We start from the raw sequence: 24,200 nt of genomic DNA, 5'->3' as shown, positions 1-24,200 counted from the left end.
GTAATTTGAATAATCAATAAATAGACGATACCCAACAAGGAGAGGTCATGTCCCGCAACACTCTGAACACGCTCAAGGACTTTAATATTTCGGATAGCAAGAAGGGCAAGCTGTACTCCCTGCCTGCGCTGGAAAAAAGCCTGGGCATCAATGTCTCCCGCCTGCCAGTGTCGATTCGCATCGTGCTCGAATCGGTATTGCGCAACTGCGACGGCAAGAAAGTCACCGAAGAACACGTCAAGCAATTGGCGAGCTGGGGCCCGACCGCCGAGCGCACCGACGAGATCCCGTTCGTAGTGGCGCGCGTCGTGCTGCAGGACTTCACCGGCGTACCATTGCTGGCCGACCTGGCAGCGATGCGCAACGTGGCCGCCAAGATGGGCATCAACGCCAAGAAGATCGAACCGCTGGTGCCGGTCGACCTGGTGGTCGACCACTCGGTGACCATCGATCACTACCGCGAAAAGAAGGCGCTGGACCTGAACATGAAACTGGAATTCTCGCGCAACAACGAGCGTTACCAGTTCATGAAATGGGGCATGCAGGCATTCGACACCTTCGGCGTCGTGCCGCCGGGCTTCGGCATCGTCCACCAGGTCAACCTGGAATACCTGGCACGCGGCGTGCACCACGCAGGCAAGAAAGCCGGCGACGTGTACTACCCTGACACCCTGGTCGGCACCGACTCGCACACCACCATGATCAACGGCATCGGCGTGGTCGGCTGGGGCGTGGGCGGCATCGAGGCGGAAGCCGGCATGCTGGGCCAGCCGGTCTACTTCCTGACGCCGGACGTCATCGGCGTGAACCTGTCGGGCGCATTGCGCGAAGGCTGCACCGCCACCGACCTGGTCCTGACCATCACCGAATTGCTGCGCAAGGAAAAAGTCGTCGGCAAGTTCGTCGAATTCTTCGGCGAAGGCACCGAGTCCCTGACCCTGACGGACCGCGCGACGATCGCCAACATGGCACCGGAATACGGCGCGACCATGGGCTTCTTCCCGGTCGACGAAGCGACCATCGATTACTTCAAGGGCACCGGCCGCAGCAAGGCTGAAATCGCCGCGTTCGAAGGCTACTTCAAGGCGCAAAACCTGTTCGGCGTGCCAAAAGCGGGCGACATCGACTACACCCGCGTGGTGGAACTGGACCTGGCATCGGTCGCACCATCGCTGGCCGGCCCGAAACGCCCGCAAGACCGTATCGAAATCGGCAACGTCAAGGCCAACTTCGCCGAACTGTTCGCCAAGCCGACGACCGAAAACGGCTTCAACAAGAATCCGGCCGACCTGGCTGCCGTGTACGAAACGACGAACGGCGTGAAAGTGTCGAACGGCGACGTGCTGATCGCCGCGATCACCTCGTGCACCAACACCTCGAACCCGAGCGTGATGCTGGCTGCCGGCCTGCTGGCCAAGAAAGCCGTGGAAGCCGGCCTGAAGGTCGCTCCGCACATCAAGACCTCGCTGGCTCCCGGCTCGCGCGTCGTGACCGAGTACCTGACCGCTGCCGGCCTGCTGCCGTACCTGGAAAAACTGGGCTTCGGCGTGACCGCCTACGGCTGCACCACCTGTATCGGCAATGCGGGCGACCTGACGCCTGAGCTGAACGCAGCCATTGCCACGCACGACATCGTCGCGTCGGCCGTGCTGTCGGGCAACCGCAACTTCGAAGCGCGTATCCACCCGAACATCCGCTCGAACTTCCTGGCTTCGCCACCGCTGGTCGTCGCTTACGCCATCGCCGGCAACATGACGCGCGACCTGATGACGGAACCTGTCGGCAAAGGCAAGGGCGGCAAGGACGTCTACCTGGGCGACATCTGGCCAAGCTCGGCTGAAGTGTCGGCCATGATGAAGTTCGCCATGAACGCCAAGGTATTCAAGGATAACTACGCGGACGTCAAGGGCGCGCCGGGCAAGCTGTGGGAGAAAGTCACCACCGTCTCGGGCCAAGTCTACAACTGGCCGAAATCGACCTACATCGCGGAACCACCGTTCTTCGACAACTTCTCGATGACGCCAGCGGCAGTGGCCACCGGCATCGAAGGCGCGCGCGCACTGGGCGTGTTCGGCGATTCCATCACCACCGACCACATCTCGCCAGCCGGCTCGATCCAGGAAAACGGTCCTGCAGGCAAGTGGCTGAAGGAAAACGGCGTCCTGAAAGCGGACTTCAACTCCTACGGCTCGCGTCGCGGCAACCATGAAATCATGATGCGCGGCACCTTCGCCAACGTACGTATCAAGAACCGCATGATCCCTGCCAAGGCAGACGGTTCGGCGGTCGAAGGCGGCATCACGATCCACCAGCCTTCCGGCGAACAGATGTCGATCTACGACGCAGCGATGAAATATGTTGCTGAAGGCACGCCAACCATGGTCTTCGGCGGCGAAGAGTACGGTACGGGCTCGTCGCGCGACTGGGCGGCAAAAGGTACGCAACTGCTGGGCGTGAAAGCCGTGATCACCCGTTCGTTCGAGCGCATCCACCGCTCGAACCTGGTGGGCATGGGCGTGCTGCCGCTGCAATTCATCGGCGACGACAGCGTGCAGACGCTGGGCATCACCGGCAATGAAACCTTCGACCTGAAAGGCCTCGAAGGCGAAATCAAGCCACAGCAACTGGCCACCCTGGTGATCCACCGCGCCGACGGCAGCAGCCAGGAAGTCAAAGTCCTGCTGCGCATCGATACGCCGATCGAAGTCGATTACTACAAGCATGGCGGTATCCTGCCATTCGTGCTGCGTCAACTGCTGGCCGAGTAATCAGCCCAGCCGTGAGGTAAGATAAAAGCGCCGGTTCCGACCGGCGCTTTTTTTTCGTCCGCAGCGCCCGTTTTTCCTTGAAATTTCGACTATCGGCATGATCTAAGGACAGCTTACGTATTGCGTGCGGCTGAATCCTCTACAATACGGTTATAAGGGTTTATCATTGTTTGACTGATCCATTTTTTTCACTTTCCGAGACTCTTATCCCGCTATGCGTCGTCCTTCCAAAGATTCATCCCATAAACTGACTGCCGACAGCCAGCGCCTGGTCACCTTTGCCCAGGCGATCGTACAGGCAGCCAGCCGTCTCGAAGAGCGGTCCTGGGAACACAGCCTGGATACGCAGCTCCAGAAATTACTCAAAACCGGCCACCAGGACACCATCGACAACACCCTGGGCAGCCTGTTCAAGGAAGACTTGAACGCCTACGACGTGCTGATGGACTGCGTTGAAGCCGTCAGCGAATCGACCGTCATCACGCATGAAGACGTGCGCTACGACGCCCTGCTCGTGGCCGTGCCCATCCTCGCGTGGACGCGCTTTTCCATCGCTTCCGGCCCCATGGCCGGCGACGCGCACGGCGTGCTGTCCGCGCATTTCGCCGCCCACCTGCTGGCCGATGGCACGAAGATGGCCATGGCGCCCACCCTGTACTCGATCGACCAGCTGCCGCGCAGCCATGTCGAAACCTATGCCAAGACGCAGAAACTGGCGCAAGCCGCGCTGAAGGGCACGGCCGTCAAACCCTCGCCGAAGGAAGCGGAAACGGCGCCTTTCCTGGCCGACACGCGCTACCTGCTGGTAGCCGTGGTGGCGCCTGCCGGCGCCCCGCTGTTCCGCTGGCAGACGCCGGCCAGCCAGCTCGACTTCATCGCCGAGCGCAGCGCCGCCCTGGAACAATGGCGCACGCAGGCGACGCCGACCATCGCCCGCCTGCTGCCCGGCTGCGGCCTGGAACTGCTGCTGCCGGAAGCGTACTACGTCGCGTGCCGCGAAGCGGACAAGCTGATACGTCCCGTCTCCGTGCGTGCCGCCGTGCACTACCTGACGCACACGCTGGCCATCGAACCGTCGGAATTGCGCGCCGTCATCGCCGGCTTCGGCGAGGAAGCGGCCGACGGTCAGGTCGACGAGTACCGCATCGCCTTCACCCTGCGCCAGGCGCCGGACGTCATCTACGGCATCGTCTGGCCCCTGTACGGCCAGGAAGACGAGGATGGCACGCCGATCGAAGGCCTGATCCAGGTCGGCATCGCCGCGCTGGACAAGCAAAAGACGCCCGTCGATGAAATCATCGAACACCTGAACGCCGCCGGCGTGACGCAGATCAAGCGCCACGCGGAACGTTTTGTCGGCGAATACTGCGACGATTGCGGCGCGCCCCTGTTCGCCGACCCCGTCGGCGAGCTGGCGCATGCGGAAATGCCGGAAGATACGCCGCAAGGCACGGAGCACTTCCACTAAATCGTGCAGACGTAAAAAAGGCGGAACCTTTGGTTCCGCCTTTTTCATTGCAACGCCATTTAAAACACCATCACCACTGCGAGAACGGGTGGCGGATCAAATTGGCGTTGTAGTAGCGCGCATCGCCCGATACTTCTGCGCCTATCCATTCCGGCTTCTCGAATGGCTGGTCTTCCGACGCCAGTTCGATCTCGGCCACGATCAAGCCTGCGTTGGCGCCAAGAAACTCGTCGACTTCCCACACCATGCCCGCGTGTTCGATGCGGTGGCGCACCTTTTCGATCAGCGGCTGTTCGCACAGGCCGTCGAGCAGCTCGACGGCGTCCGCCAGCGGGATCGGATACTCCCACTCGCCGCGCGACGCACCCACGTTGGCGCCCTTGATGGTCAGCATCGCCTGTTCGCCTTCGATGCGCACGCGCACCACACGCTCGCGCGCCGACGACAGATAGCCCTGGCGCAGCAGTACCGCCTGGCCCAGGCCACGCCAGGCGTCGCCGGCCAGCAGGAACTTACGCTCGATCTCGATTCCCATGAACAACGCCGATCAATCCAGCGACAGCAGGATAGGCTGCAGCATGGCCGCGCCCAGGGCCGCGCTGCGCGCGCCGTTCCAGCCGACGGCCGGATCGGGCAGATCGGCGTTTTCCTTGAACGGCATTTCCAGGGTCAAGGCCAGGCAACCGAAGTGGTGGCCGATGTATTTCGACGCCAGGGTCAGCATGTCCGACTTGTACTTGCTGGCCGCATAGCCGAACTTGTCCTGGAAGTCGGGGCTGGCCTGCTTGTAGCGCTCGATGAAGGCCTTCTGGTGCGCCGCTTGCTCTGGCGTAAAGTTTTCCAGCATTTCGTTGCCGGCCACAAAGTTGTACGGCAGCGCTTCATCGCCGTGGATGTCGAAGAACATGTCGACGCCCGTTTCGTGGATCTTGTTCTTCACGCACAGCACTTCCGGGCTGGACGCCAGCGATGGCGTCATCCATTCGCGGTTCAGGTTGGCGCCTGCCGCATTCGTGCGCAGGTTGCCGCGAATGGAGCCGTCCGGATTCATGTTCGGCACGATGTGGAACACGGCGCGCTGCAAGAGCTTGCGCGCGATCGGGTTGGCGTCGTCCAGCAGGGAGTCGATCAAGCCTTCGACGAACCATTCGGCCATCGATTCGCCCGGATGCTGGCGCGCGATGACCCAGATTTTCTTTTCCGCCTGCGGATTGCCAATGGTAACCATGTTCATGTCGCGACCGTCAACCGTGCTGCCCAGGTCGGACACGCGCGCCAGCGGATGCTCGGCCACTTCGCCCAGCAGGCGCAGATGGCGTTCCCACGAATACGGCTCGAAGTAGGCGTAGTACACGCTGTCGAGTTCCGGCGTGTGCGAAATCGTCATCACCTGGCCGTCGAAGGACGTCGGCACGCGGAACCAGTTTTCGCTGTCGTAGCTGGCCACGGCCTGGTAATCTTCATAGCCGGCCGGATAGGTGGCCTGGCCCGCGTTCAGGAAGCGCATCGTGCACGCCTGGCCACGCGCGCCCTGCAGGCGGAAGTGGAACCACTGGTGGATGTCGGCGTGGCTGTCCTTGCGCAAGTTCAGGTCGATGGCGCCGGCACTGGTGGCGCTCACCACGTCGATGGCGCCCGAGTCGAAGTTCTGGCTGATTTTAATGGTCATGTAATGATCCCGTCCGAATGTAAGTGTTCCGGCGTCGCCTCGTGGGCCACCGCCGTCGCGCTAAAAAACGCAGTGTAAGCTATCCCGCTATTTTCCGCCCTTTGGCCCCGTTCGCAAAGCCTGGCCCGGCGATTTATGCACCAATCCGGGGCATCGATGGAAAAGTACCGGGCAAAGGCGCGAAAAATCGGCCAGCTGTTGCATCTACCGGACAAAAAACTGATTTGTAACAGCGGCTGACACATTGGCACCATGTCGCCCCCCTATAATTCTTGCTTTCATAGAGTCGCCAGGAAAGAGTCGTGGACAAGAAGTTAACTAATATCCAGGAAAGAAAGTTACGCGAGGCTCAGGCGCGGCGCGAGCACATCATCGACGTCGTCAAGGACCTCATCAAGAAGGGCGGCGCGCGCGCCGTTTCCATCCGCAAGGTGGCCGAGGCGGCCGGCTTTTCCACCACCGTCGTGTACGCGCTGTTCCGCGACAAGGCCACCCTGATCGCCCAGGCCATGGACAAGGACTTGCTGGAACTGGTACGCGCCATGCGCACGGCCTGCGCCGGCAGCGATGATCCGTGGCAGCGCATCGCCCTGGTCGGCCGCGCCTACATCGAGTATGGCTTCCAGCATCCGGACGAGTACTCACTGATCTTCATGGAGCTGCGCCCGCACGCGGAAGTCGATGCCGTCGAAGTGGAGCACGGCAACATCGAACAGGATCCCTACGCCTACGCACTGCACCTGTTCGGCGAACTGGCGCAGGCGGGCCAGGTGCGCCACGACGAGCAAGCGCTGCACACGATGACGCAAATCTTCTGGCAATCGCTGCACGGCCTCGTGTCGCTGCGCATCGTCATGGATGCGGGCGACCCATGGACACCGCACCTGGAAATGAACGCGCATATCGACGACTTGCTCGCTGTCGTCACGACAGGCATCCGCCTGCGTTTCGCTGCCACTTCCTGACGTTTGATCCAGCACAAGCCGCGCCTGCGAAAAAGGCGGACAGTGGAATCAGGCCGCCTGCGCTGGTGCAGCACGGCCGGCGCGAAGGAGCGTGAAATGAACGAAGCCTATGCCACGGACCGGCTTGACAAACAGCAAAGCGCGAACAATGCTGTACGCATGGACGCGCGCCTGACAAAACTGGAAACGGACCGGGAACATGACCGGCAATGGTTCAAGACCCTGGAACAGCGTCTTGGCGAGGGCCTCGACAAGGTGCGCACGGCATTGCGCGACGAATCGCAGTTGCTGCGGGCCGACCTGACGCAATTTCGCGGCGACCTGCGCGGCGACTGTCACGCCTTGCGCACGGAACTGGGCGACATCCGCAAGCACATGCATACCCACTTCCTGTGGTTCATGGGCATCCAGGCCACCACCACGTTTGCCCTGCTGGGCCTGGGCGCCAAGGCGCTGCATATGTATTGAATAGTGAAAAAGGCAGGTGCGGTGCTGCACCGCCCTGCCCTGTGTTTGCGCTGACGCAAACTTACTGCGCTGCCAGCATGCTCTGCGTTTCCTGGTAGCGCGTATGCCACGACAGCGCCTGTTCCAGGATGTGCGGCGTGTGGCCGCCGCGCTGGCATGCCGCGTCGTAATACGCGCGCAATTGGTCCCGGTAAGCGGGATGGGTGCAGCGCTCGATGATCAAGGGCGCCCGTTCGCGCGGCGCCAGGCCCCGCAAGTCCGCGTAGCCCCACTCCGTCACCAGCACGTCGACGTCATGTTCCGTATGGTCCACATGCGACACCATCGGCACGACGCTGGAAATGCGCCCGCCCTTGGCCGCCGATTTCGACACGAACATCGACACTTGCCCATTGCGCGCAAAGTCGCCCGAGCCACCGATGCCGTTCATCATGTGCGTGCCGCACACATGCGTGGAGTTGACGTTGCCGTAGATATCGAATTCCAGCGCCGTGTTCAGGGCGATGATGCCCAGGCGGCGCACGATTTCCGGATGGTTGCTGATCTCTTGCGGGCGCAGCACGATTTTTGACCGGTAATGGTCGATATTGTCCATCAGCTTCTGGTGCACGGGCGCCGACAGGGTGATCGACGAGGCCGACGCGAACGCCAGCTGGCCCGAGTCGAGCAGCTCGATGGCGCTGTCCTGCAGCACTTCCGAATACATCGTCATGTTGCGGAAGGGCGAGCCGATCAGGCCGTGCAGCACGGCGTTGGCGATGGTGCCGATGCCCGCCTGCAGCGGCAGCAATTCGGGACCCATGCGCCCGGCCGCCACTTCGCCTTCCAGGAAGGCGATCACGTGGCCGGCGATGGCCTGCGTCTCTTCGTCGGGCGGCAAGGCGTTCGACGGGCTGTCGGGGCTGTCCGTGATGACGATGGCGGCGATGCGCGCCGGGTCGATGGCGATGGCCGTGCTGCCCAGACGCTGGTCCACGCGCGTCAGCGGGATCGGCTCGCGGCCCGGCAAGGTGTGCGGAATATAAATGTCGTGCAAGCCTTCCAGCGCCAGCGGCGTGGACAGGTTGATTTCGATGATCACCTGCGTTGCCTGCTGGGCGAAGGCGGCGGAGTTACCGACCGACATGGTGGGAATGATGGCGCCGGCCGCCGTGATGGCCGTCGCTTCGATGACGGCGATATCGACGGCGGCCAGGTTGCCAGAACGCAACTGCTCGGCCGTTTCCGACAGATGCTGGTCGATGAACATGACTTCGCCCTTGTTGATCTTGCCGCGCAGAACCGGGTCGACCTGGAAGGGCATGCGGCGCGCCAGCACGCCCGCTTCGGCCATCAGGCCGTCGCTGCCATTGCCCAGCGAAGCGCCCGTGATCAGGGTCAGGCTCAACGGATCTTGCAGGGCGCGCTCGGCCAATGCGCGCGGCAGGGCCTTGGCGTCGCCGGCACGGGTGAACCCGCTCATGCCGACGCGCATGCCGTTGTGGAACAATTTGGCTGCCTCATCAGCGCTCATGATTTTGCTGAGCAAGCCTGGGTGGCGGATACGGTCCTCGTACATCGTGATGCTCCTGATATTCTTAATATTCTCAAACTGGATGGCTGTCATACACCAACCCCATAAGTGGGATTCAGTATAAAATCCCGGTCACATGCATGGCATGAATTAATTTCGCCACATCCAGTCGATATTTTCATGCCGCGCCAAGGCGAGCATCATCTTGGATATCCGTTCCCTGCGCTATTTCGTGGAAACCGTGCGTCTGTCGAGCTTTACGCAGGCAGCCGAATCGCTGCACCTGACGCAGTCCACCATCAGCAAGATGGTGCGGCAGCTGGAAGACGAGGTGGGCGCGCAGCTGCTGGTGCGCGACGGGCGCAAGCTGACGCTCACCGACACGGGCCGCATCGTCTACCAGCACGGCCAGGAAATGCTGGCGAACATGCGCCAGCTGACCCTGGAAGTACGCGACACGCAGGCCTTGCAGCGCGGCAGCCTGACGGTGGGCATCCCGCCCATGATCAATGTCTTGTTTACGCCCGTATTGAAGGCCTTCCGCGCGCGCCATCCCAACATCAGCCTGACCCTGCAGGAAGACACGGGCCAGCAGATCGAGCGCAAGGTGGCGGGGGGCGAGCTGGAAATCGGCATGACGGTGCTGCCGGCCGACCCGGAGCTCGATCTCGTGACCGTGGCCGTCGCCAGCTACCCGATCTGGGCCCTGGCCGAGCCGGGCACGTTCCAGAAAAACCGCACGACACTGCCCTTCAGGGCGCTGGCCGAGCTGCCGCTCGTCTTACTCAAGGATGATTTCGCGCTCACGCGCAGCCTGCGCCAGCATTTCGCGCAAGCCGGCTTCGCGCCGACCATCGCGGCGCAGAGCGGACAATGGGACTGGCTGGTGGCGATGGCGTCGGCGGGCCTGGGCGTGGCCCTGCTGCCCGAGCCGTTCATCCACCGCCTGGCTGGCGAACCGCTGGAGACGGTGCGCATCGTCGAGCCGGAGGTGGCGTGGCAGGTGGCGCATATCTGGAGCGGGCGCTATCTGTCGCATGCGGCGCGCGCCTGGCTCGAAGTGTGCCAGGACGTGCTGGGCACGCCGTTCGCGCACTGACGCAAAAAAAAGGGTGGCCGAGGCCACCCTTTTGCTTGATCACGGCAGCGCGGCTTACTTGGCGTCGCCGTTGTACATGCTGGCGTATTTCCAGCCGAAGTACAGGATGAACGTGTAGCACAGGGCCGGCACGAGGAAGGACAGCTGCAGGTTGATGTGGTCGGCCAGGAAGCCCTGGATGAACGGCACGATGGCGCCGCCCACGATGGCCATGCACAGGATGCCCGAACCCTGCCCCGTTTGCGCGCCCAGCTTGTTCAGCGCCATGCTGAAGATGGTCGGGAACATGATGGAGTTGAACAGGCCGACAGCGATCAATGCCCACATGGCCGTGTGCCCGCTGGAGAAGACGGCAACGAGGATCAGCGCGATGACGACGGCGGCGTTGAAGGCCAGGGTCTTGCCTGGGCTGACATAGCGCATCACGGCAAAGCCGACGAAGCGGCCCAGCATGGCGCCACCCCAGTAATAGCTGACGAAATAGGCGGCGTCGGCGTGGCTGAGGCCCGCGATATGGCTCTCGCCCAGGAAGTTGATCAGGAAGCTGCCGATGCTGACTTCACCGCCCACATACAGGAAGATGGCCAGCGCGCCCAGCACCAGGTGGCGGTGCGACCAGATCGACACCTTGTGGCCGTCCTGCGCCAGGACGGCAGCATCGTCGGCATGCGAAATCTTCGGCAGCTTGGCCAGCGCGAACAGCACGGCCAGGATCACCAGGGTGGCGGCCAGCGCCAGGTACGGGCCCTGCACGGAAGCGGCTTCCTTGGCGCGGTAGGCCAGCTGCTCGGCCGCCGGCAGCAGGTCGAACTGCTGCACCGTCAGCACGGTGCCCGACAAAATCAGCATGCCGCCCAGGGCTGGCGCCACCGTGGTGCCCAGCGCATTGAACGCCTGCGTCAACGTCAGGCGGCTCGACGCCGTCTGCGGGTCGCCCAGTTCCGTCACGTAGGGATTGGCGGCCACCTGCAGCACGGTGATGCCGGCCGCCAGGATGAAGAAGGACAACAGGAACAGCGCGTAGCTGCCGGTGGAAGCGGGATAAAACATGGCGCAGCCGGCGGCGGCGATCAGCAAGCCGGCGACGACGCCGCGCTGGTAGCCGATTTTCTTGATCAGCATGCCGGCCGGCAGCGAGACGATGGCGTAGGCGCCAAAGAAGCAGAACTGCACCAGCATCGCCTGGACATACGTCAAGGTGTAGATCGAGCGCAGATGGGGAATCAGCACATCATTGAGCGAGGTCAGCAGCCCCCACATGAAAAACAGCACCGTGACAATGATCAGGGCGCCTGTATTGTTTTGCGTGCCGGCCTGCGCGCGCATTGCACCCAGCCCCTGCTTTACGTGTTCCATACTTTCTCCATTGTTCTATCCAAGATTGTCGTGCCCTGCCCTGGCCCATCGCTTGCATGGTCACCGCCAGGCAGCGGCAGCGCTCGTGTTTGAAAGCAACATCTTCGCAAGGCCGAGCGCGTAGTAAAACTACCTTGCCGCGGCCGCATTATGCCCGAAAGGCCCCGGATTGCGCAGGTTTCGCATCAATTATTCGATAATTGAATAGCTGACATTCGAAATCAAAAGTAGCCTTATATCTTGAGATTGGTATACTTATGTTGCAGTGCAGCACAACGCGGCACGCCACACAAGGAGTTCGCCATGTCTACCGCATTTACCTATCACACGACGCAAAACAACAATGTCATCGCCACCTTGCTGCACGCCGCCAAGCGCGTCGGCGCCTGGCTGGCCCAGAGCAGCGACCACCGCGAACGCGCCTATGAAGAAGCTTATCTGGCCGAATCGACCGACCGCTACGACCTGGAATACCGCATGCGCGAACTGGCCCGCGCCAACCCGCAGCCAAGCTGGATGAGCGGTCTGAGCCGTTAAGAACGCAGCAATACCAGCCACGCATAGCAGCCCATCGTCGGCTGTTGCAACATCGATAGCGCCATCCTGCTCGCCTTGCGCTTGAGCACAGGATGGGCTATACAGGCGAGATGCAAACGCCCATTACCATCCTCGCCATCGCCGGCAGCCTGCGCGCCGCCTCCCTCAATGCCGCCCTGCTGCGCGCCATCGCCCGGCTTGCACCAGCGCCATTCGATATCCGCATCTACCCGGGACTCGGTGACCTGCCGCTGTTCAATCCTGACCTCGACGCCGACAGCCTGCCCGCCGTGACGGGCCTGCGCGACGCCATCGTGGCGGCCGACGTGCTGATGCTGGCCAGTCCCGAGTACGCGCACGGCGTGAGCGGTCCCATGAAGAATGCGCTGGATTGGATGGTGGGAAATGAATCGTTCATCGACAAGCCACTGGTGCTGCTGAACGCTGCACCGCGCGCCACGCATGCGCAGGCGGCGCTGCGCGAAACGGCATGCACCATGTCGGCGCGCCTGATCGACGAGGCCTGCATCAGCCTGCCCCTGCTGGGGTCGGGACTCGACGCGGACGGCATCGCCGCTGACCCGGCATTGCGCCGGGCCATCCTCGATATGCTGCAGTGCATCAGGTCATTTTCATGACCTTCTGCACGTTTTAGTGAAAATTTATCTAGTTTTACTACGTACTTCTACGCACCACTCAATGCGGAATCATGCCGGTGAATACGTAGGCCTGCAGCATGGTGATGATGCCGATGATGACGGCAAACAGCAGGCTGTGCTTCAAGGTGAAGCGGAACAGGTCCGACTCCTTGCCCACCAGGCCCGTTGCCGCGCAGGCGACGGCGATCGACTGGGGCGAGATCATCTTCGCCGTCACGCCGCCCGTCGTGTTGGCCGCCACCATCAGGGTGTCGGACACGCCGATCTGGTGCGCCGTCGTGTTTTGCAAGGAGCAGAACAGGGCGTTCGAGGACGTGTCGGAGCCCGTCAGGAAGACGCCCAGCCAGCCCAGGAAGGGCGAGAAGAAGGGGAAGGCGGCGCCGCTGCCGGCCAGCAGCAGGGCCAGGGTGGACGACATGCCGGAATAATTGGCAACGAAGGCAAACGCCAGCACCAGGCCGATCGACAGCACGGGACGGCGCAATTCCACCACGGTTTCCACGAAAGCCTTGATGCCATCGCGCGGCTTCATGCGCAGCATCAGCATCGACAGCACGGCCGTCAGCAAGATCGCCGTGCCCACGGCCGACAGCAGATCGAGCTTGAACACGGCTTCATACGCCTTCGGCTCGGCCACGATGGGCATGGTCTTCATCACCAGTTTGTCGAGGTAGGGCACGTGGATCTTGATCACCAGGCTGGACAACGCACCGCCGGCGGCAAACAGGGCCTTGAAGCCGGGCAGGCTCCACACGGTGACGATGGCCGTCAACAGGCCGAACGGCGCCCAGGCGCGCATGGTCTGCGCCGTCGTGTAGGGCGAAGCGGCGCGGTTGCCGGCGCCGCGCAGGTCCGCAGCACCGCCCGCGCCGCCAAAACCGGACAGCGCCGCCGTGCCGCCGCCGACGGCGTGCGCCACTTTCGCATTCTTCGGCTGCCACACTTTCAGGAACAGGGTCAGCGACACCAGGCTGACGAGGGCCGAGGTGATGTCCGGCAGTTCAGGGCCGATATGGTTCGACGTGAAGTACTGGGTCACGGCAAAGCTCAAGCCCGTCACCAGCGCGGCCGGCCACACTTCGCGCACGCCGCGCAAGCCATCCATCATGAACACCAGCCAGAACGGCACCAGCAGCGACAGCAGCGGCAGCTGGCGGCCCGCCATGGCGCCGATCAGGAAGGGGTCGATGCCCGTCACCTGCCCCGCCACGATGATGGGGATGCCCATGGCGCCAAAGGCCACGGGCGCCGTATTGGCGATCAGGCACAGGCCTGCCGCGTACAGCGGGTTGAAGCCCAGGCCCACCAGCAGCGCCGAGGTGATGGCCACGGGCGCGCCGAAACCGGCCGCCCCTTCCAGGAAGGCGCCGAAGGCGAAGCCGATCAACAGCACCTGCAGGCGCTGGTCGTCCGTTACCGACAGCACGGAGGCGCGGATGATGTCGATCTGTCCCGTCTTGACGACGATTTTATAAAGGAAGACGGCCGTGACGATGATCCAGGCGATGGGCCACAAGCCGTACGCAAAGCCGTAGCCGGCTGCCGCCAGTGCCTGCGGCACGGGCATGCCATAGGCGAAAATCGCCACGGCCAGCGCCAGCGCCAGCGTGACGGCGGCGGCCACATGGCCCTTGATGCGCAGCGCCGCCAGGGCGATGAAGAAGAAAATGATGGGAACGGCTGCCGCCAGCGACGACAGCCACAGGCTGCCGAGCGGTGTATAAAGTTGGGTCCAGGTTTGCATGTCGGGTCTCCTCCGGTGGATGCGGGTTGAGTGAAAAAACGGCTTTTGATGTAATTGTGTGTAGCGTGTTTTTTGCGGTATGGCGGGGCGTCGCTATTCTTCCTGCCCCCGTGCGGCGAGCAGGTCGGCCAGGCTGCGCGGCGCCGGTGTCAAGGGTTTGCGGTGCTGCGTCCAGCCCAGCTGCTTGCCCGGCGTGAGCCTGCGCAGCCGCGTGGCGGCCCAGCGGAACAAACGGTAGCTGGCGGGGCGCGCGAAGGCGCCGCTCCAGAAGCGCCAGATCAGGCTTTCGCCGCGGCTGAACTTGGCCCCCTGGCCGCGCAGCGGATGGCTGACTTCCTCGTTCGGATTGCGGTTCGCCTCCGTGCGCAGGCGCACCAGCAGTTGCGGAATCGGGATGCGCACGGGGCACACTTCGCCGCAGGCGCCGCACAGGCTCGACGCGGTGGCCAGGTCGGCCGTCGCGTCCAGCCCCAGCAAATGGGGCGAGATGATCTTGCCGATCGGCCCCGGATACGTGGTGCCGTAGGCGTGACCGCCGATGCGCGTGTAGACGGGACAGTGGTTCATGCAGGCGCCGCAGCGTATGCATTGCAGCGTGGCGCGCAGCTGCTCGTCGGCATAAGCCTGGCTGCGGCCGTTGTCGAGCAGGACCAGGTGCACTTCGCGCGGCCCATCCTTTTCGCCGGCGCGGCGCGGGCCGGAAATCAGGTTGAAATACGTGGTGATGGCCTGCCCCGTGGCCGAACGCGTCAGCAGGCTGGCCAGCGGCACGATATGTTCGAGCTTGGCGACCACCTTTTCCATGCCCATGATGGCGATGTGGACGTCCGGCACGGACGTCGTCAAACGGCCGTTGCCCTCGTTTTCCACCAGCCACAGCGTGCCCGTGTCGGCCGCCGCGAAGTTCACGCCCGACAGGCCGATGTCCGCCTCGACGAAGGCCTGGCGCAGGGCGCGCCGGCCCGTCTGGATCAGGCTGTCGACGTCTTCCGTGTAGGGCGCGTCGGGAATGTGCTCGGCGAACAGGCCGGCGATGTCGGCCTTCGTCTTGTGAATGGCCGGCATGACGATGTGCGACGGCTTTTCGCCGGCCAGCTGGACGATGTACTCGCCCATGTCCGACTCCAGGCAGGTCATGCCGCGCGCTTCCAGGTAGTGATTGAGCTCGATTTCTTCGCTGGCCATCGACTTGCCCTTGATGAAGCGCGTCGCCCGGGCCTTTTCGGCGATGGCGTGGATGATGGCGTTGGCCTGCTCGCCATCCTCGGCCCAGTGCACCTGCACGCCGGCCGCCGTCAGCCGCTCTTCCAGCTGCACCAGCAAATCGGGCAGACGCGCCAGCGCGTGCCGGCGCACGGCCTCGCCGAGGTCGCGCAGGCGTTCGAGCTCGTCGCCGTCGGGGAATTGCGCCGTGCGCTTGTCCTGTAAAAAATCCATGGCGCCGCGAAAGCTCTGGCGCAGCTTCGGGTCGTCCAGCGCGGCGCGGGCGCGCGCATGGAAATCGGCCGGTTTGACGAATTGCAAGGGCTTGGCGTTCATGGCTGGCCTCCTTCATGGGCTGGCAGGTCATCGACGATCAGCACCCACAGCCAGCGGGGGCCGTGCGCGCCATACGCGAGCGTTTGCTGGATGTCCGACGTTTTCGAGGGGCCGGAGACGAGCACCAGGTTCGATGGCATGCCGTCCGCCCAGCGCTCGGCGCGCGCCGCCGCATGCAAGTCCACGTGCAGGCTGCTCGCATATACGAGGCAAACATGCAGGGGCGGCGCCAGCGACACCGTGCGCGGCGTGGCCGCATCGGGCGCGATGACCAGGGTGCCGGTGGCAGCAATACCCGAGCGGGCGACCGTAAAACCGGCGTCGACCGTGTCGAACAATTCGCCCTTCCACTGCGCCAGCGGACGGTCAAAAGACAGCGCTGACACGCCCTGCGGCAAGGCGGCGCGCAAGGCCCGCCCTTCGGCGCTGGCGGCATCGACCAGCAGGCGGCGTACGCCGTGCTCACCGAGCCGCTGCGCCAGCAGGGCCGGCCAGGCATCGCCGCTCACGCAGTCGACCTGGGCGTGCGAAGCGCGCAAGGCGGCCTGCAGGGCCGCTATCCTGTCCCGTGCCGCCAGCGGGGCGGCGGCGCGGCGCGCGGAGTAATGCCCGTCGATGGCCGTATCGACGACCTCCACCGCTTCGGGCGCGGAGGGTGCGGCGGCGCGCAGGCGTCCCAGCATGCGTTCGCGGGCAGTCAATGCCGTACTCATGGCGCACCTCCCGTGCGGCGCCACAGGAAACTGGCCATGTGCTCGACGGGCAGCGGTGCGCCCTGGTGCTGGGCGGCGTGGCCGATATTGAGCAGGCAACCGCAGTCGGCCGAAACGAGCCGGTCGCAGCCCGTGGCGCAGGCCGAGGCGATCTTGTCGCTGACCATGGCGCCGGAAATGTCCGGATGTTTTAGTGAGAACGTGCCGCCGAAGCCGCAGCATTCCGATTCGCGCTGGTGTTCGATGCGGGTCACGCCGGGCAAGGCGTCGAGCAGGGCCACGCCGTGGGTGCGCGTGCCCATCTCGCGGCGGGCGCCGCACGAGGTATGCAGCACCACGTTTTCATCGGCCTGCCCGGCGCCAGCGAGGCTGGCCAGGTCGAGTTTGAGCACGCAGACGAGAAATTCGCTCAGTTCATACACGCGTCCGGCCAGCTCCAGCGCCCTGGGACCGGCCACGGGGTCGTCCTGGAACAGCTGCGGCCAGTGGTGGCGCATCATGCCGGCGCAGGAGCCGGACGGCACGATGACGGGCCAGGGCTGCGCAAACAGGTCAAGCTGGGCGCGGGCCACGGCGCGCGCCTGCTCCGGGTTGCCGCTGCTGTAGGCGGGCTGGCCGCAGCAGCTCTGGCCGCGCGGATAGTGCACCAGCAAGCCTTCCCGTTCCAGCAGGCGTACCGCGTCAAGCCCCGCCTGCGGCACGAACAGGTCGACCAGGCAGGTGGCGAACAGGTACACCTCGCGTGGTGGTGGCGGATAGTGACGTGGCTGGCGCGGGTCTGGCTGCATGAGTGTGTCTCCCCGGCGCTCTGTATGTTGCTGCGGCGCCGCTGTGTGTTGTTAAGAATGACCGGTTCACGCATAATTCCAGCTTCCGCGCGCCACTTCAAATTGCTCGGACCACTTGAAAACAACAGAAGAGACAACAGCGATGGCGACAGGCATGCAGACGCGGGGCAGGGTCGAGACGGTGATGCGCAGGTTGGAGACGGCCCTGCTCGATGGCAGCCTGCCGGCGGGCGCGCAGCTGCCGGCCGAACGCCTGCTGGCGCAGCAATATGGAGTCTCGCGCAATACCGTGCGCGAAGCGGTACAGCGGCTGGCGGCGCGGGGCCTCGTGCGCAGCCGGCGCGGCGCCGGTGTATTTGTGACAGATCAATTGCGCACCGGCATGGCGTCGCCGTGGAGCCAGCTGGTGGCCGACCACCCCGCCCTGCGCGACGACATCCTGGAATTTCGCCGCGTGCTCGAAGGCGCCACGGCCTATTTTGCGGCGCAGCGCGCCAGCGCGGACGAACGGACGCAGATCCTGGCCCTGCTGGCCGAGCTGGAGCAGGCGCGCGCGGTCGACGACAAGCACGGCGAGGCGCAAGCCGACGCGCGGCTGCATGAAGTCATCGCGCAGGCGTCGCACAACACCATGTTCTTGCACTTGCACACCAGCATCATCGGCATGCTGCGCGAACACATCACGCTCAATGGCACGGGCTTGCGCCAGCAGGATGACGCCACCTCGCTGCAGCTGCTGTCGCAGCACCGCACGCTGTGCGAGGCCATCTGCGCCAGCCAGCCGGAAGAGGCGCGCACGGCCATGCAAAGCCACATCGACTTCGTGCGCGCGCGCGTCAACCACGACGATTAAGGCCGCTGGTAGGGCCAATTAAGGATTTTCTGTGGCACGCAGGGGATGCGTCGCAATTTGTCGCAGGGCGGGACAAGAATGAGGCTTCGATTCGCTACCCGACAGGTTTCCATGCAGCAGCACCATGCAAACAACGACTCCCGCAGCCTGGGGCTGCACCCCTGGCTGGCCCGTTTGCGCGATCCGCAACAGGAAGCGGCCTATCTGCGCCTACCGGCCCCGGGCCAGACACTTGGCTGGCCGCTGCTGGCTCTGCACGCCGGCGCCGGCGCGGCCTTTGGCGCAGCGCTCCTGCCGTCCGACTACTGGCCCTTGACGCTGGCCTGGTGCCTGGCGGTGGCTTGCGCCCTGTGGCAAGCGTTGCGCGCCCAGGCGAGCGGACCTTGCCGCGAAGCTGCCTGCAACACCGTGCTCGTCCTGGGCATGGCCGGCTTCCTGTTGGGTTTTTCGCTGCGCGACGCCGACGCAAGCTGGCACGGCATGGCCTTCTGCGCCCTGCTGCTGCTGCCGTATGCAGGCATCACGCAAGGCTTGCTCTGCGCTGCCGGCCAGGGCAGCGCGGCCAGCCTGGCCTGGCTCTGCCTGCAGGACGGCAGCCAGGCCGCTGACGCCGCCACCTTGCTGGCGCTCAACCTGGGCGGCGTCTGCGCCAGCCATGGCTGGCAGCGCCAGCGCCGCGCCCACTTCATCCAGCGCAGCGTCCTGCTGGAACAAGCCATGCGCGACCACCTGACCGGCTGCTACAACCGGCGCTACCTCGATGAGCGCCTGCTGGACGCGGAACTGGCCCGTTCGCAGCGCCATGGCCTGAGCCTGACCGCCATCCTGTGCGACATCGATCACTTCAAGCGCATCAACGACGTGCATGGCCATGCCGCTGGCGACGCGGTGCTGCGCACGGTTGCCGCCCTGCTCGGCGGGGCCACCCGCCAGGGCATCGACAGCGTGGTGCGCCACGGCGGCGAGGAATTCCTGCTGATCCTGCCGGAAACGGACCTGGCGGGAGGGATGCGTCTGGCCGAACGCCTGCGCGCCAGCCTGGCGCGGCAGACTGCGACGACGGCCAGCTTCGGCGTCGCCAGCATCGATTGCCAGGCGGGCGCGCCGGCGCCGGATGCGTCCGCCCTGGTCGCCGCCGCCGACACACTGCTGTACCAGGCCAAGCATGCGGGACGCAATTGCGTCAGGGCGGCCATGCTGGACACCCTGTAATTGCCATCGGATTAATGTTACCATTAGACAACTTGTGTACCACCCAGTACACATCCTTCCAACGAATTGAACGGAAACACCATGTCCGAGCGCCCGCCACGCCCCTCCACCATCATGCGCCAATGGCAAATGCTGCGCCTGATACCGCAAGCGCCGCGTACCATCACGGTTGCCGAATTGCACGACAAGCTCAAGGCGATCGACTTTTCCATCGGCAAACGCACCATCCAGCGCGACTTGCTCGACCTGGCCGAGATATTTCCACTCACGAACCCGGTCGACAGCAAACCATTTGGCTGGTGCTGGATGGAAAACGCGGCGCGCATGGACATGCCCGGGCTGTCGACGCCCGCCGCGCTGACCCTGGCGCTGATGGAGCAGCAATTGCGCCATTCCCTGCCGCCATCGACCCTCGACAGCATGCAGCCCTACTTCAGCGCCGCGCGCCAGACCCTGAACGCCACCAATGAGCGCGCCCACGCGCCCGCGTGGCTGGACAAGATACGCGCCATCGCACCCATGCAGCGACTGCTGGCTCCCGTCATCGACGAAGCGTGCCAGCGCAATGTGTACGAGGCGCTGATGCAGAACCGCCAGCTGAAACTGAGCTACAAGAAGCGCGACGCCGACGCCGCCGTCAGCTACGACGCCGTCCACCCGCTGGCCATCGTCCAGCGCGGCCAGCTGATCTACCTGGTGTGCCTGTTTGCCGAATACAGCGACGTGCGCACGCTGGTGCTGCACCGCGTGCAGCAGGCGGAAATCCTCTACTTGCCTGCACGCAAAAAAGAAGGCTTCGACGTCGACGCGTATATTGCCTCTGGCGCCATGGGCATCCGCGAGGGCGAACCGCTACGGCTGGAAGCCGTGTTTGCGCGCCGCAGCGGCGAGCACCTGTATGAAACGCCGCTGAGCGCCGACCAGCAATTGCGGGAGTGCGCCGACGGCTCATTGCACCTGAGCGCCACCGTGCCCAGCACGCGCGAACTGCAATGGTGGCTGCTGGGCCTGGGCGATGGCGTGGAAGTACTGGCGCCGGCCGCCTTGCGCGAACAGATGAAGACCACCATCGCCAGCATGGCCAGCCGCTACGCCGCCTGACGGCGGACCACGGCGGCGGCAAAAACTGCTACCATCGCGCGCCGCCATTCATTTCATCCCGCCATGACCGTCCTCGTCCACACCCATCCGCTGGTGCGCCAGCTGGAAAACGACTTGCTGCCCCTGTTCCGCGCCGCCCTGCCGCAGCTCGCTGCCAGTGCGCCCCAGGTGCTCGCGTCCGTGTTCGCCTTTTCCAGCGGCACGGCCAGCGCCTTCCAGGATTATCATTTCGGCATTTCCTGCCTGCTCGGGGAGATGCCCGACGACCAGCCCGAGGAAGTGGCCCTGCTGGTCAGCATTACGGGACTCGACGCCAGCGCCCTGCTGAGCGCCAAGGTCGTCTGGGGCCAGCCATCGGGCCGGGTGGAAACGCAGGCCGAGCTGCCGGCGGCTGACTTGCCGGCCTTGCATGCGGCCCTGCCCGGCTTGCTGGCCGCCCTGCGCACGGCGGCGCAGCGGGGGCAGCCGGGCGTATGACAGGCCCATAAAAAAGTGCCAAGAAACAACAACTTACGATTTCCACAGCGCAACTTTGTTGACTTCCACTAGCCCCAGCCCCTATCCTTTCAGTTACGTTTGGTGAGAATATCTGCCGGTTCGCGCGAACCGGCCGACGGCATCGCCTTGCCCCGACAAAGTCCCTTCCGCATTTTTATCGCAACCATCAGGGCAACGCGCCTGGACGGCCGCTGCCAGCAAATACGGAGCCGACTGCCATGCCATCGAACCGCCATTTTTCTCGAACATCCTTGCTGAGCTGCGTCTTCCTGCTGGCCAGCGTGCCCGTGCAGGCCCAGACCGCGGACAGCACCACCGTCAGCGCCAATGCCAGCCTCACCTCGCAATACATCTCGCGCGGTTTCCGCCAGACCTGGGGCAAACCGGCGCTGCAGGCGGGCGTGGACTATGCGCACCCCAGCGGCTGGTCGCTGGGCACCTGGGCGTCCACCGTCAGCGACCGCTACATCGAGGACGCCACGGTCGAATGGGACCTGTACGGCGGCTACGGCGGCACGGTGAGCGAACTGGGCTACAGCGTGCTCGCGTATTACTACAAGTACCCGGGCGCCGTCTACCGCGCCACAGGCGTCAAGTACGACTATGGCGAGCTGTCGCTGGGCCTCAGCTACAAGATGCTGTACGCCAAGTACAACCGCACGGTCACGCGCGACTTCTTCGGCATCACCAATGCGCGCGGCACGGGCTACCTGGACGTGGGTGCGAACATCGACCTGGGCCATGCCTGGACCTTGAACTTGCACGCAGGCAATGGCCGTGTGGCAGGCACGGGGAATGGCATGTGGAACTGGCGCGACGCCAAGGCCGGCGTCACCAAAACCCTCGACGGCGGCTGGAGCGCCAGCGCCGCCCTCACGCGCGCCTGGGGCGCCACCGACGCCTATGACCATTACACGCTGGGCATCCCGGATGCAGCCGGCAGGTTCGACACCTCGAACCCGGCCGCGGCCACGCTGGTCGTGGCCATCAGCAAGACTTTCTAGGCGCGCCATCCGCGACGCTCAAGACACCGATACCCCTCCCCACCAAGGAACAGCATCATGCAACTCTCACTGAACAGTAAAATCTGCGTCGCCGCCACTGCGCTGGCCGTCCTCAGCCTGGGCGTCACGGCGGCCGTCATCGGCTACAAGAGCAGCGCCAGCGCCGAAGCGGCGGCCCTGGAACTGGCGCGCACGTCGGCGCGCGAAGTGGCCGGCGCCCTGCAGGCGCGCATCGCCAGCAACCTGGCCAGCGTCTCGGGCCTGGCCGGCGCCATGCGCGGCACCAAAAGCGCGAATCTGCCCCTGCAGCGCGAGCAGATCAATGAACTGACCAAGGCGACGCTGACCAGCTCGGACGACTTGCTGGGCGCGGCCGTGACGTGGGAAGCGAATGCACTCGACGGCAAGGATGCGGAATTTGCCAATCAGAAGCCGAACTACGACGCCAGCGGCCGCTTCATGCCCTACTGGACCCGGGGCGCCGGCGGCAAGCTGCAAGTCGAACCCATCGTCTTCGACCCGAAACCGGGCGCCAACGACTGGTACGACGTGCCCAAGCGCACGGGTAAGACTTTCTTTACGGAACCGTACATCTACCCCGTCGACGGCAAGGATGTGCTGATGGCTTCGCTGGTGGCGCCCATCATGATCGATGGCAGCTTCAAGGGCACGGCCAGCGCCGACTTCATGCTCACGCGCCTGGCGAAGATCCTGGCCGGCCTGAAGGTGATCGAGGGCGGCAAGCTGGCCCTGATCTCGAACGGCGGCCTGTACGCCAGCCACCCCGTGCCTGAACGGCTGGGCAAGAAGGCCGACGACGTGCCGGCCGCCGGCCTGGACAAGGTGCGCCAGGGGCAGCCATATGAATATGAGGACGACAAGGGCTACATCCACTTGCTGCAGCCGCTGCAGATCCACCCCGACATCGCGCCGTGGAGCGTGGAACTGAACTTCCCGAAAAGCGTGGCCACCGCCTCGGCGCGCGACCTGATGATCTACACGCTGATCGTCGCCCTGCTATGCGCGGCGGCCACGGCCGGCATCTTGATCCTCGTCGTCAACCAGCTGACGCGCCCGCTGCGCACCCTGGGCCGCACCATGACGGATCTGTCCAGCGGCGACGCCGACCTGCGCGTCAAGCTGGAAGTCAAGGGCACCGACGAGCTGGCCGTCATCGGCAAGGGTTTCAACCAGTTCGTGGAAAAAATCCACGCCGTGCTGCTGCAGGTGCAGGCCAGCGCCGACAATGTGGCCCGTGCCAGTGCGGAAATTGCGCAAGGCAATAACGACCTGTCGGCCCGCACGGAACAGCAAGCCAGTTCGCTGGAAGAAACAGCCGCCTCGGTGGAAGAGCTGACGGGCACGGTGAAAGAAAACGCCGACCACGCGCGCCAGGCCAATCAATTGGCCGCTTCCGCATCGAGCGTGGCACAGAAGAGCGGCGAAGTGGTCGGCAAGGTGATAGAGACCATGACCTCGATCAATGACTCGTCCAATAAAATCGTCGACATCATCAGCGTCATCGACGGCATCGCCTTCCAGACGAATATCCTGGCCCTGAATGCGGCCGTGGAAGCGGCACGCGCCGGTGAACAGGGGCGCGGCTTCGCCGTCGTCGCCACGGAAGTGCGTAATCTGGCGCAAAGATCGGCTGCCGCAGCGAAGGAAATCAAGCTGCTGATCGACGATTCCGTCGGCAAGGTGGCGGCCGGCAGCAAGCTCGTCGACGAAGCGGGCGCGACCATGGAACAGGTGGTCGACAGCGTGCGCAAGGTGACCGCCATCATGGCCGACATCAGCGTCGCCACCAACGAGCAAAGCGACGGCATCGCCCAGGTCAACCAGGCGCTGGCGCAGATGGATGGCGTGACGCAGCAGAATGCGGCCCTTGTCGAGGAAGCGGCGGCGGCCGCCGAAAGCCTGCAAGACCAGGCCAGCCACCTGGCCGAGGTGGTCAGCGTGTTCAAGCTGGGCGAGCAGGTGCGCCAGGCGGCCCCGGCCGCCGTGGCCGCACCGCGCACCGTGGCGCCCACACCACCCGTGCCTGCCCAGCGCCTGGCAGTTGCCAAGCCGCAAGCAGCACAGCGCGCGCCAGCCAAGGCGCCGGCCGGCGACGACTGGGAAGAGTTCTAAAACGGCGTGTGCCGACATGGGCGGCGGCATCGTGCCACACGGCGATGTCCCTGTGCCCGCCCATACGGCTATGTGCAAAATCGAACAGACATTGCGAAAATAGAAAGATAAGC

General features: G+C 64.3%; 21 protein-coding genes. 13 read left to right on the top strand and 8 right to left on the bottom strand.

What is annotated here, in order from left to right; all coding sequences use genetic code 11:
• Positions 1-47: 47 nt before the first annotated feature.
• Positions 48-2,768: an aconitate hydratase AcnA gene (gene acnA, locus BXA07_RS07315; protein ID WP_076566909.1), complete on the top strand. Its 2,721-nt coding sequence runs from the start codon at positions 48-50 to the stop codon at positions 2,766-2,768.
• A gap of 214 nt (positions 2,769-2,982) precedes the next feature.
• The gene (locus tag BXA07_RS07310) at positions 2,983-4,236 is read left to right on the top strand and encodes a DUF2863 family protein (RefSeq protein WP_076566908.1); all 1,254 of its coding nucleotides are present in this window, start codon (positions 2,983-2,985) and stop codon (positions 4,234-4,236) included.
• 70 nt (positions 4,237-4,306) lie between these two features.
• Here the strand turns inward: BXA07_RS07310 and BXA07_RS07305 are convergent, their stop codons facing one another.
• Both BXA07_RS07305 and BXA07_RS07300 read right to left on the bottom strand, forming a co-directional pair.
• The gene (locus BXA07_RS07305) at positions 4,307-4,771 is read right to left on the bottom strand and encodes a CYTH domain-containing protein (protein WP_076567150.1); all 465 of its coding nucleotides are present in this window, start codon (positions 4,769-4,771) and stop codon (positions 4,307-4,309) included.
• A 12-nt stretch (positions 4,772-4,783) separates the two neighbouring features.
• Positions 4,784-5,905, bottom strand: coding sequence for a M14 family metallopeptidase (locus tag BXA07_RS07300; protein WP_076566906.1), 1,122 nt, complete (start codon positions 5,903-5,905; stop codon positions 4,784-4,786).
• Between the two features lie 302 nt (positions 5,906-6,207).
• On the opposite strand from BXA07_RS07300, the gene BXA07_RS07290 reads away from it, so the two are divergent.
• Entirely contained in the window at positions 6,208-6,870 is a 663-nt protein-coding gene (locus BXA07_RS07290; RefSeq protein ID WP_076566903.1) for a TetR/AcrR family transcriptional regulator, read from the top strand.
• Between the two features lie 96 nt (positions 6,871-6,966).
• The gene (locus tag BXA07_RS07285; protein ID WP_139335465.1) at positions 6,967-7,338 is read left to right on the top strand and encodes a hypothetical protein; all 372 of its coding nucleotides are present in this window, start codon (positions 6,967-6,969) and stop codon (positions 7,336-7,338) included.
• A 61-nt stretch (positions 7,339-7,399) separates the two neighbouring features.
• Here the strand turns inward: BXA07_RS07285 and BXA07_RS07280 are convergent, their stop codons facing one another.
• Positions 7,400-8,896 (bottom strand): succinyl-CoA:acetate CoA-transferase ScpC, encoded by a 1,497-nt coding sequence (locus BXA07_RS07280; RefSeq protein ID WP_076567148.1) that lies wholly within the window; start codon positions 8,894-8,896, stop codon positions 7,400-7,402.
• 160 nt (positions 8,897-9,056) lie between these two features.
• Between BXA07_RS07280 and BXA07_RS07275 the strand changes: the two genes are divergently transcribed.
• Complete coding sequence (locus tag BXA07_RS07275; RefSeq protein WP_076566900.1) at positions 9,057-9,950, top strand: LysR substrate-binding domain-containing protein; 894 nt, start codon at positions 9,057-9,059, stop codon at positions 9,948-9,950.
• A gap of 54 nt (positions 9,951-10,004) precedes the next feature.
• On the opposite strand, the gene fucP is transcribed toward BXA07_RS07275, so the two are convergent.
• Positions 10,005-11,306, bottom strand: coding sequence for an L-fucose:H+ symporter permease (gene fucP, locus BXA07_RS07270; RefSeq protein ID WP_076566899.1), 1,302 nt, complete (start codon positions 11,304-11,306; stop codon positions 10,005-10,007).
• 390 nt (positions 11,307-11,696) lie between these two features.
• Here fucP and BXA07_RS31280 point away from each other — a divergent pair, with 390 nt between their 5' ends.
• A complete protein-coding gene (locus BXA07_RS31280; RefSeq protein ID WP_226935964.1) occupies positions 11,697-11,843 on the top strand; it encodes a DUF3563 family protein in 147 nt (48 codons plus the stop codon).
• A 110-nt stretch (positions 11,844-11,953) separates the two neighbouring features.
• Positions 11,954-12,481: an NADPH-dependent FMN reductase gene (locus BXA07_RS07260; protein WP_170909619.1), complete on the top strand. Its 528-nt coding sequence runs from the start codon at positions 11,954-11,956 to the stop codon at positions 12,479-12,481.
• Positions 12,482-12,539: 58 nt separating this feature from the next.
• On the opposite strand, the gene BXA07_RS07255 is transcribed toward BXA07_RS07260, so the two are convergent.
• The 4 genes from BXA07_RS07255 to BXA07_RS07240 all read right to left on the bottom strand — a co-directional run bounded on the left by BXA07_RS07255 (position 12,540) and on the right by BXA07_RS07240 (position 17,286).
• Entirely contained in the window at positions 12,540-14,246 is a 1,707-nt protein-coding gene (locus tag BXA07_RS07255) for a lactate permease LctP family transporter (RefSeq protein ID WP_076566897.1), read from the bottom strand.
• A gap of 93 nt (positions 14,247-14,339) precedes the next feature.
• Entirely contained in the window at positions 14,340-15,785 is a 1,446-nt protein-coding gene (locus BXA07_RS07250; RefSeq protein ID WP_076566896.1) for a LutB/LldF family L-lactate oxidation iron-sulfur protein, read from the bottom strand.
• A complete protein-coding gene (locus BXA07_RS07245; protein ID WP_076566894.1) occupies positions 15,782-16,498 on the bottom strand; it encodes a LutC/YkgG family protein in 717 nt (238 codons plus the stop codon). The genes BXA07_RS07250 and BXA07_RS07245 overlap by 4 nt, the downstream gene beginning before the upstream one ends.
• Positions 16,495-17,286, bottom strand: a complete 792-nt coding sequence (locus tag BXA07_RS07240; protein WP_076566893.1) for a (Fe-S)-binding protein — start codon at positions 17,284-17,286, stop codon at positions 16,495-16,497. The genes BXA07_RS07245 and BXA07_RS07240 overlap by 4 nt, the downstream gene beginning before the upstream one ends.
• Positions 17,287-17,428: 142 nt before the next feature.
• On the opposite strand from BXA07_RS07240, the gene BXA07_RS07235 reads away from it, so the two are divergent.
• From BXA07_RS07235 to BXA07_RS07210, 6 genes are all read left to right on the top strand, one after another.
• Positions 17,429-18,139, top strand: a complete 711-nt coding sequence (locus BXA07_RS07235) for a FadR/GntR family transcriptional regulator (RefSeq protein ID WP_076566891.1) — start codon at positions 17,429-17,431, stop codon at positions 18,137-18,139.
• A gap of 111 nt (positions 18,140-18,250) precedes the next feature.
• Positions 18,251-19,351, top strand: coding sequence for a GGDEF domain-containing protein (locus tag BXA07_RS07230; RefSeq protein WP_076566889.1), 1,101 nt, complete (start codon positions 18,251-18,253; stop codon positions 19,349-19,351).
• Between the two features lie 81 nt (positions 19,352-19,432).
• Positions 19,433-20,452 carry a helix-turn-helix transcriptional regulator gene (locus BXA07_RS07225; protein WP_083708078.1) on the top strand — a complete coding sequence of 340 codons (1,020 nt, stop codon included), beginning with the start codon at positions 19,433-19,435 and terminating at the stop codon, positions 20,450-20,452.
• A gap of 63 nt (positions 20,453-20,515) precedes the next feature.
• Positions 20,516-20,929: a hypothetical protein gene (locus BXA07_RS07220; RefSeq protein WP_076566888.1), complete on the top strand. Its 414-nt coding sequence runs from the start codon at positions 20,516-20,518 to the stop codon at positions 20,927-20,929.
• Between the two features lie 239 nt (positions 20,930-21,168).
• Positions 21,169-21,954 (top strand): TorF family putative porin, encoded by a 786-nt coding sequence (locus BXA07_RS07215; RefSeq protein WP_076566886.1) that lies wholly within the window; start codon positions 21,169-21,171, stop codon positions 21,952-21,954.
• Positions 21,955-22,011: 57 nt separating this feature from the next.
• Positions 22,012-24,087, top strand: a complete 2,076-nt coding sequence (locus tag BXA07_RS07210) for a methyl-accepting chemotaxis protein (RefSeq protein WP_076566885.1) — start codon at positions 22,012-22,014, stop codon at positions 24,085-24,087.
• Positions 24,088-24,200 lie beyond the last annotated feature (113 nt).

The sequence above is a fragment of the Janthinobacterium sp. TND4EL3 genome, assembly GCF_900156175.1.
GTDB lineage: Bacteria > Pseudomonadota > Gammaproteobacteria > Burkholderiales > Burkholderiaceae_D > Janthinobacterium.
The sequence above is the reverse complement of the archived record's forward strand: the minus strand, read 5'-3'. Positions and strand labels throughout refer to the sequence as shown.

Excerpts from the sequence above, each read along its gene's own strand:
- BXA07_RS07230 (WP_076566889.1), top strand. The coding sequence starts at position 18,251 with ATGCAGCAGCACCATGCAAACAACGACTCCCGCAGCCTGGGGCTGCAC.
- BXA07_RS07220 (WP_076566888.1), top strand. The coding sequence starts at position 20,516 with ATGACCGTCCTCGTCCACACCCATCCGCTGGTGCGCCAGCTGGAAAAC.
- BXA07_RS07240 (WP_076566893.1), bottom strand. The coding sequence starts at position 17,286 with ATGCAGCCAGACCCGCGCCAGCCACGTCACTATCCGCCACCACCACGC.
- BXA07_RS07235 (WP_076566891.1), top strand. The coding sequence starts at position 17,429 with ATGGCGACAGGCATGCAGACGCGGGGCAGGGTCGAGACGGTGATGCGC.
- BXA07_RS07280 (WP_076567148.1), bottom strand. The coding sequence starts at position 8,896 with ATGTACGAGGACCGTATCCGCCACCCAGGCTTGCTCAGCAAAATCATG.
- BXA07_RS07215 (WP_076566886.1), top strand. The coding sequence starts at position 21,169 with ATGCCATCGAACCGCCATTTTTCTCGAACATCCTTGCTGAGCTGCGTC.
- BXA07_RS07300 (WP_076566906.1), bottom strand. The coding sequence starts at position 5,905 with ATGACCATTAAAATCAGCCAGAACTTCGACTCGGGCGCCATCGACGTG.
- BXA07_RS07245 (WP_076566894.1), bottom strand. The coding sequence starts at position 16,498 with ATGAGTACGGCATTGACTGCCCGCGAACGCATGCTGGGACGCCTGCGC.
- BXA07_RS07305 (WP_076567150.1), bottom strand. The coding sequence starts at position 4,771 with ATGGGAATCGAGATCGAGCGTAAGTTCCTGCTGGCCGGCGACGCCTGG.
- fucP (WP_076566899.1), bottom strand. The coding sequence starts at position 11,306 with ATGGAACACGTAAAGCAGGGGCTGGGTGCAATGCGCGCGCAGGCCGGC.
- BXA07_RS07250 (WP_076566896.1), bottom strand. The coding sequence starts at position 15,785 with ATGAACGCCAAGCCCTTGCAATTCGTCAAACCGGCCGATTTCCATGCG.
- BXA07_RS07285 (WP_139335465.1), top strand. The coding sequence starts at position 6,967 with ATGAACGAAGCCTATGCCACGGACCGGCTTGACAAACAGCAAAGCGCG.
- BXA07_RS07310 (WP_076566908.1), top strand. The coding sequence starts at position 2,983 with ATGCGTCGTCCTTCCAAAGATTCATCCCATAAACTGACTGCCGACAGC.
- BXA07_RS07260 (WP_170909619.1), top strand. The coding sequence starts at position 11,954 with ATGCAAACGCCCATTACCATCCTCGCCATCGCCGGCAGCCTGCGCGCC.
- BXA07_RS07255 (WP_076566897.1), bottom strand. The coding sequence starts at position 14,246 with ATGCAAACCTGGACCCAACTTTATACACCGCTCGGCAGCCTGTGGCTG.
- acnA (WP_076566909.1), top strand. The coding sequence starts at position 48 with ATGTCCCGCAACACTCTGAACACGCTCAAGGACTTTAATATTTCGGAT.
- BXA07_RS07225 (WP_083708078.1), top strand. The coding sequence starts at position 19,433 with ATGTCCGAGCGCCCGCCACGCCCCTCCACCATCATGCGCCAATGGCAA.
- BXA07_RS07210 (WP_076566885.1), top strand. The coding sequence starts at position 22,012 with ATGCAACTCTCACTGAACAGTAAAATCTGCGTCGCCGCCACTGCGCTG.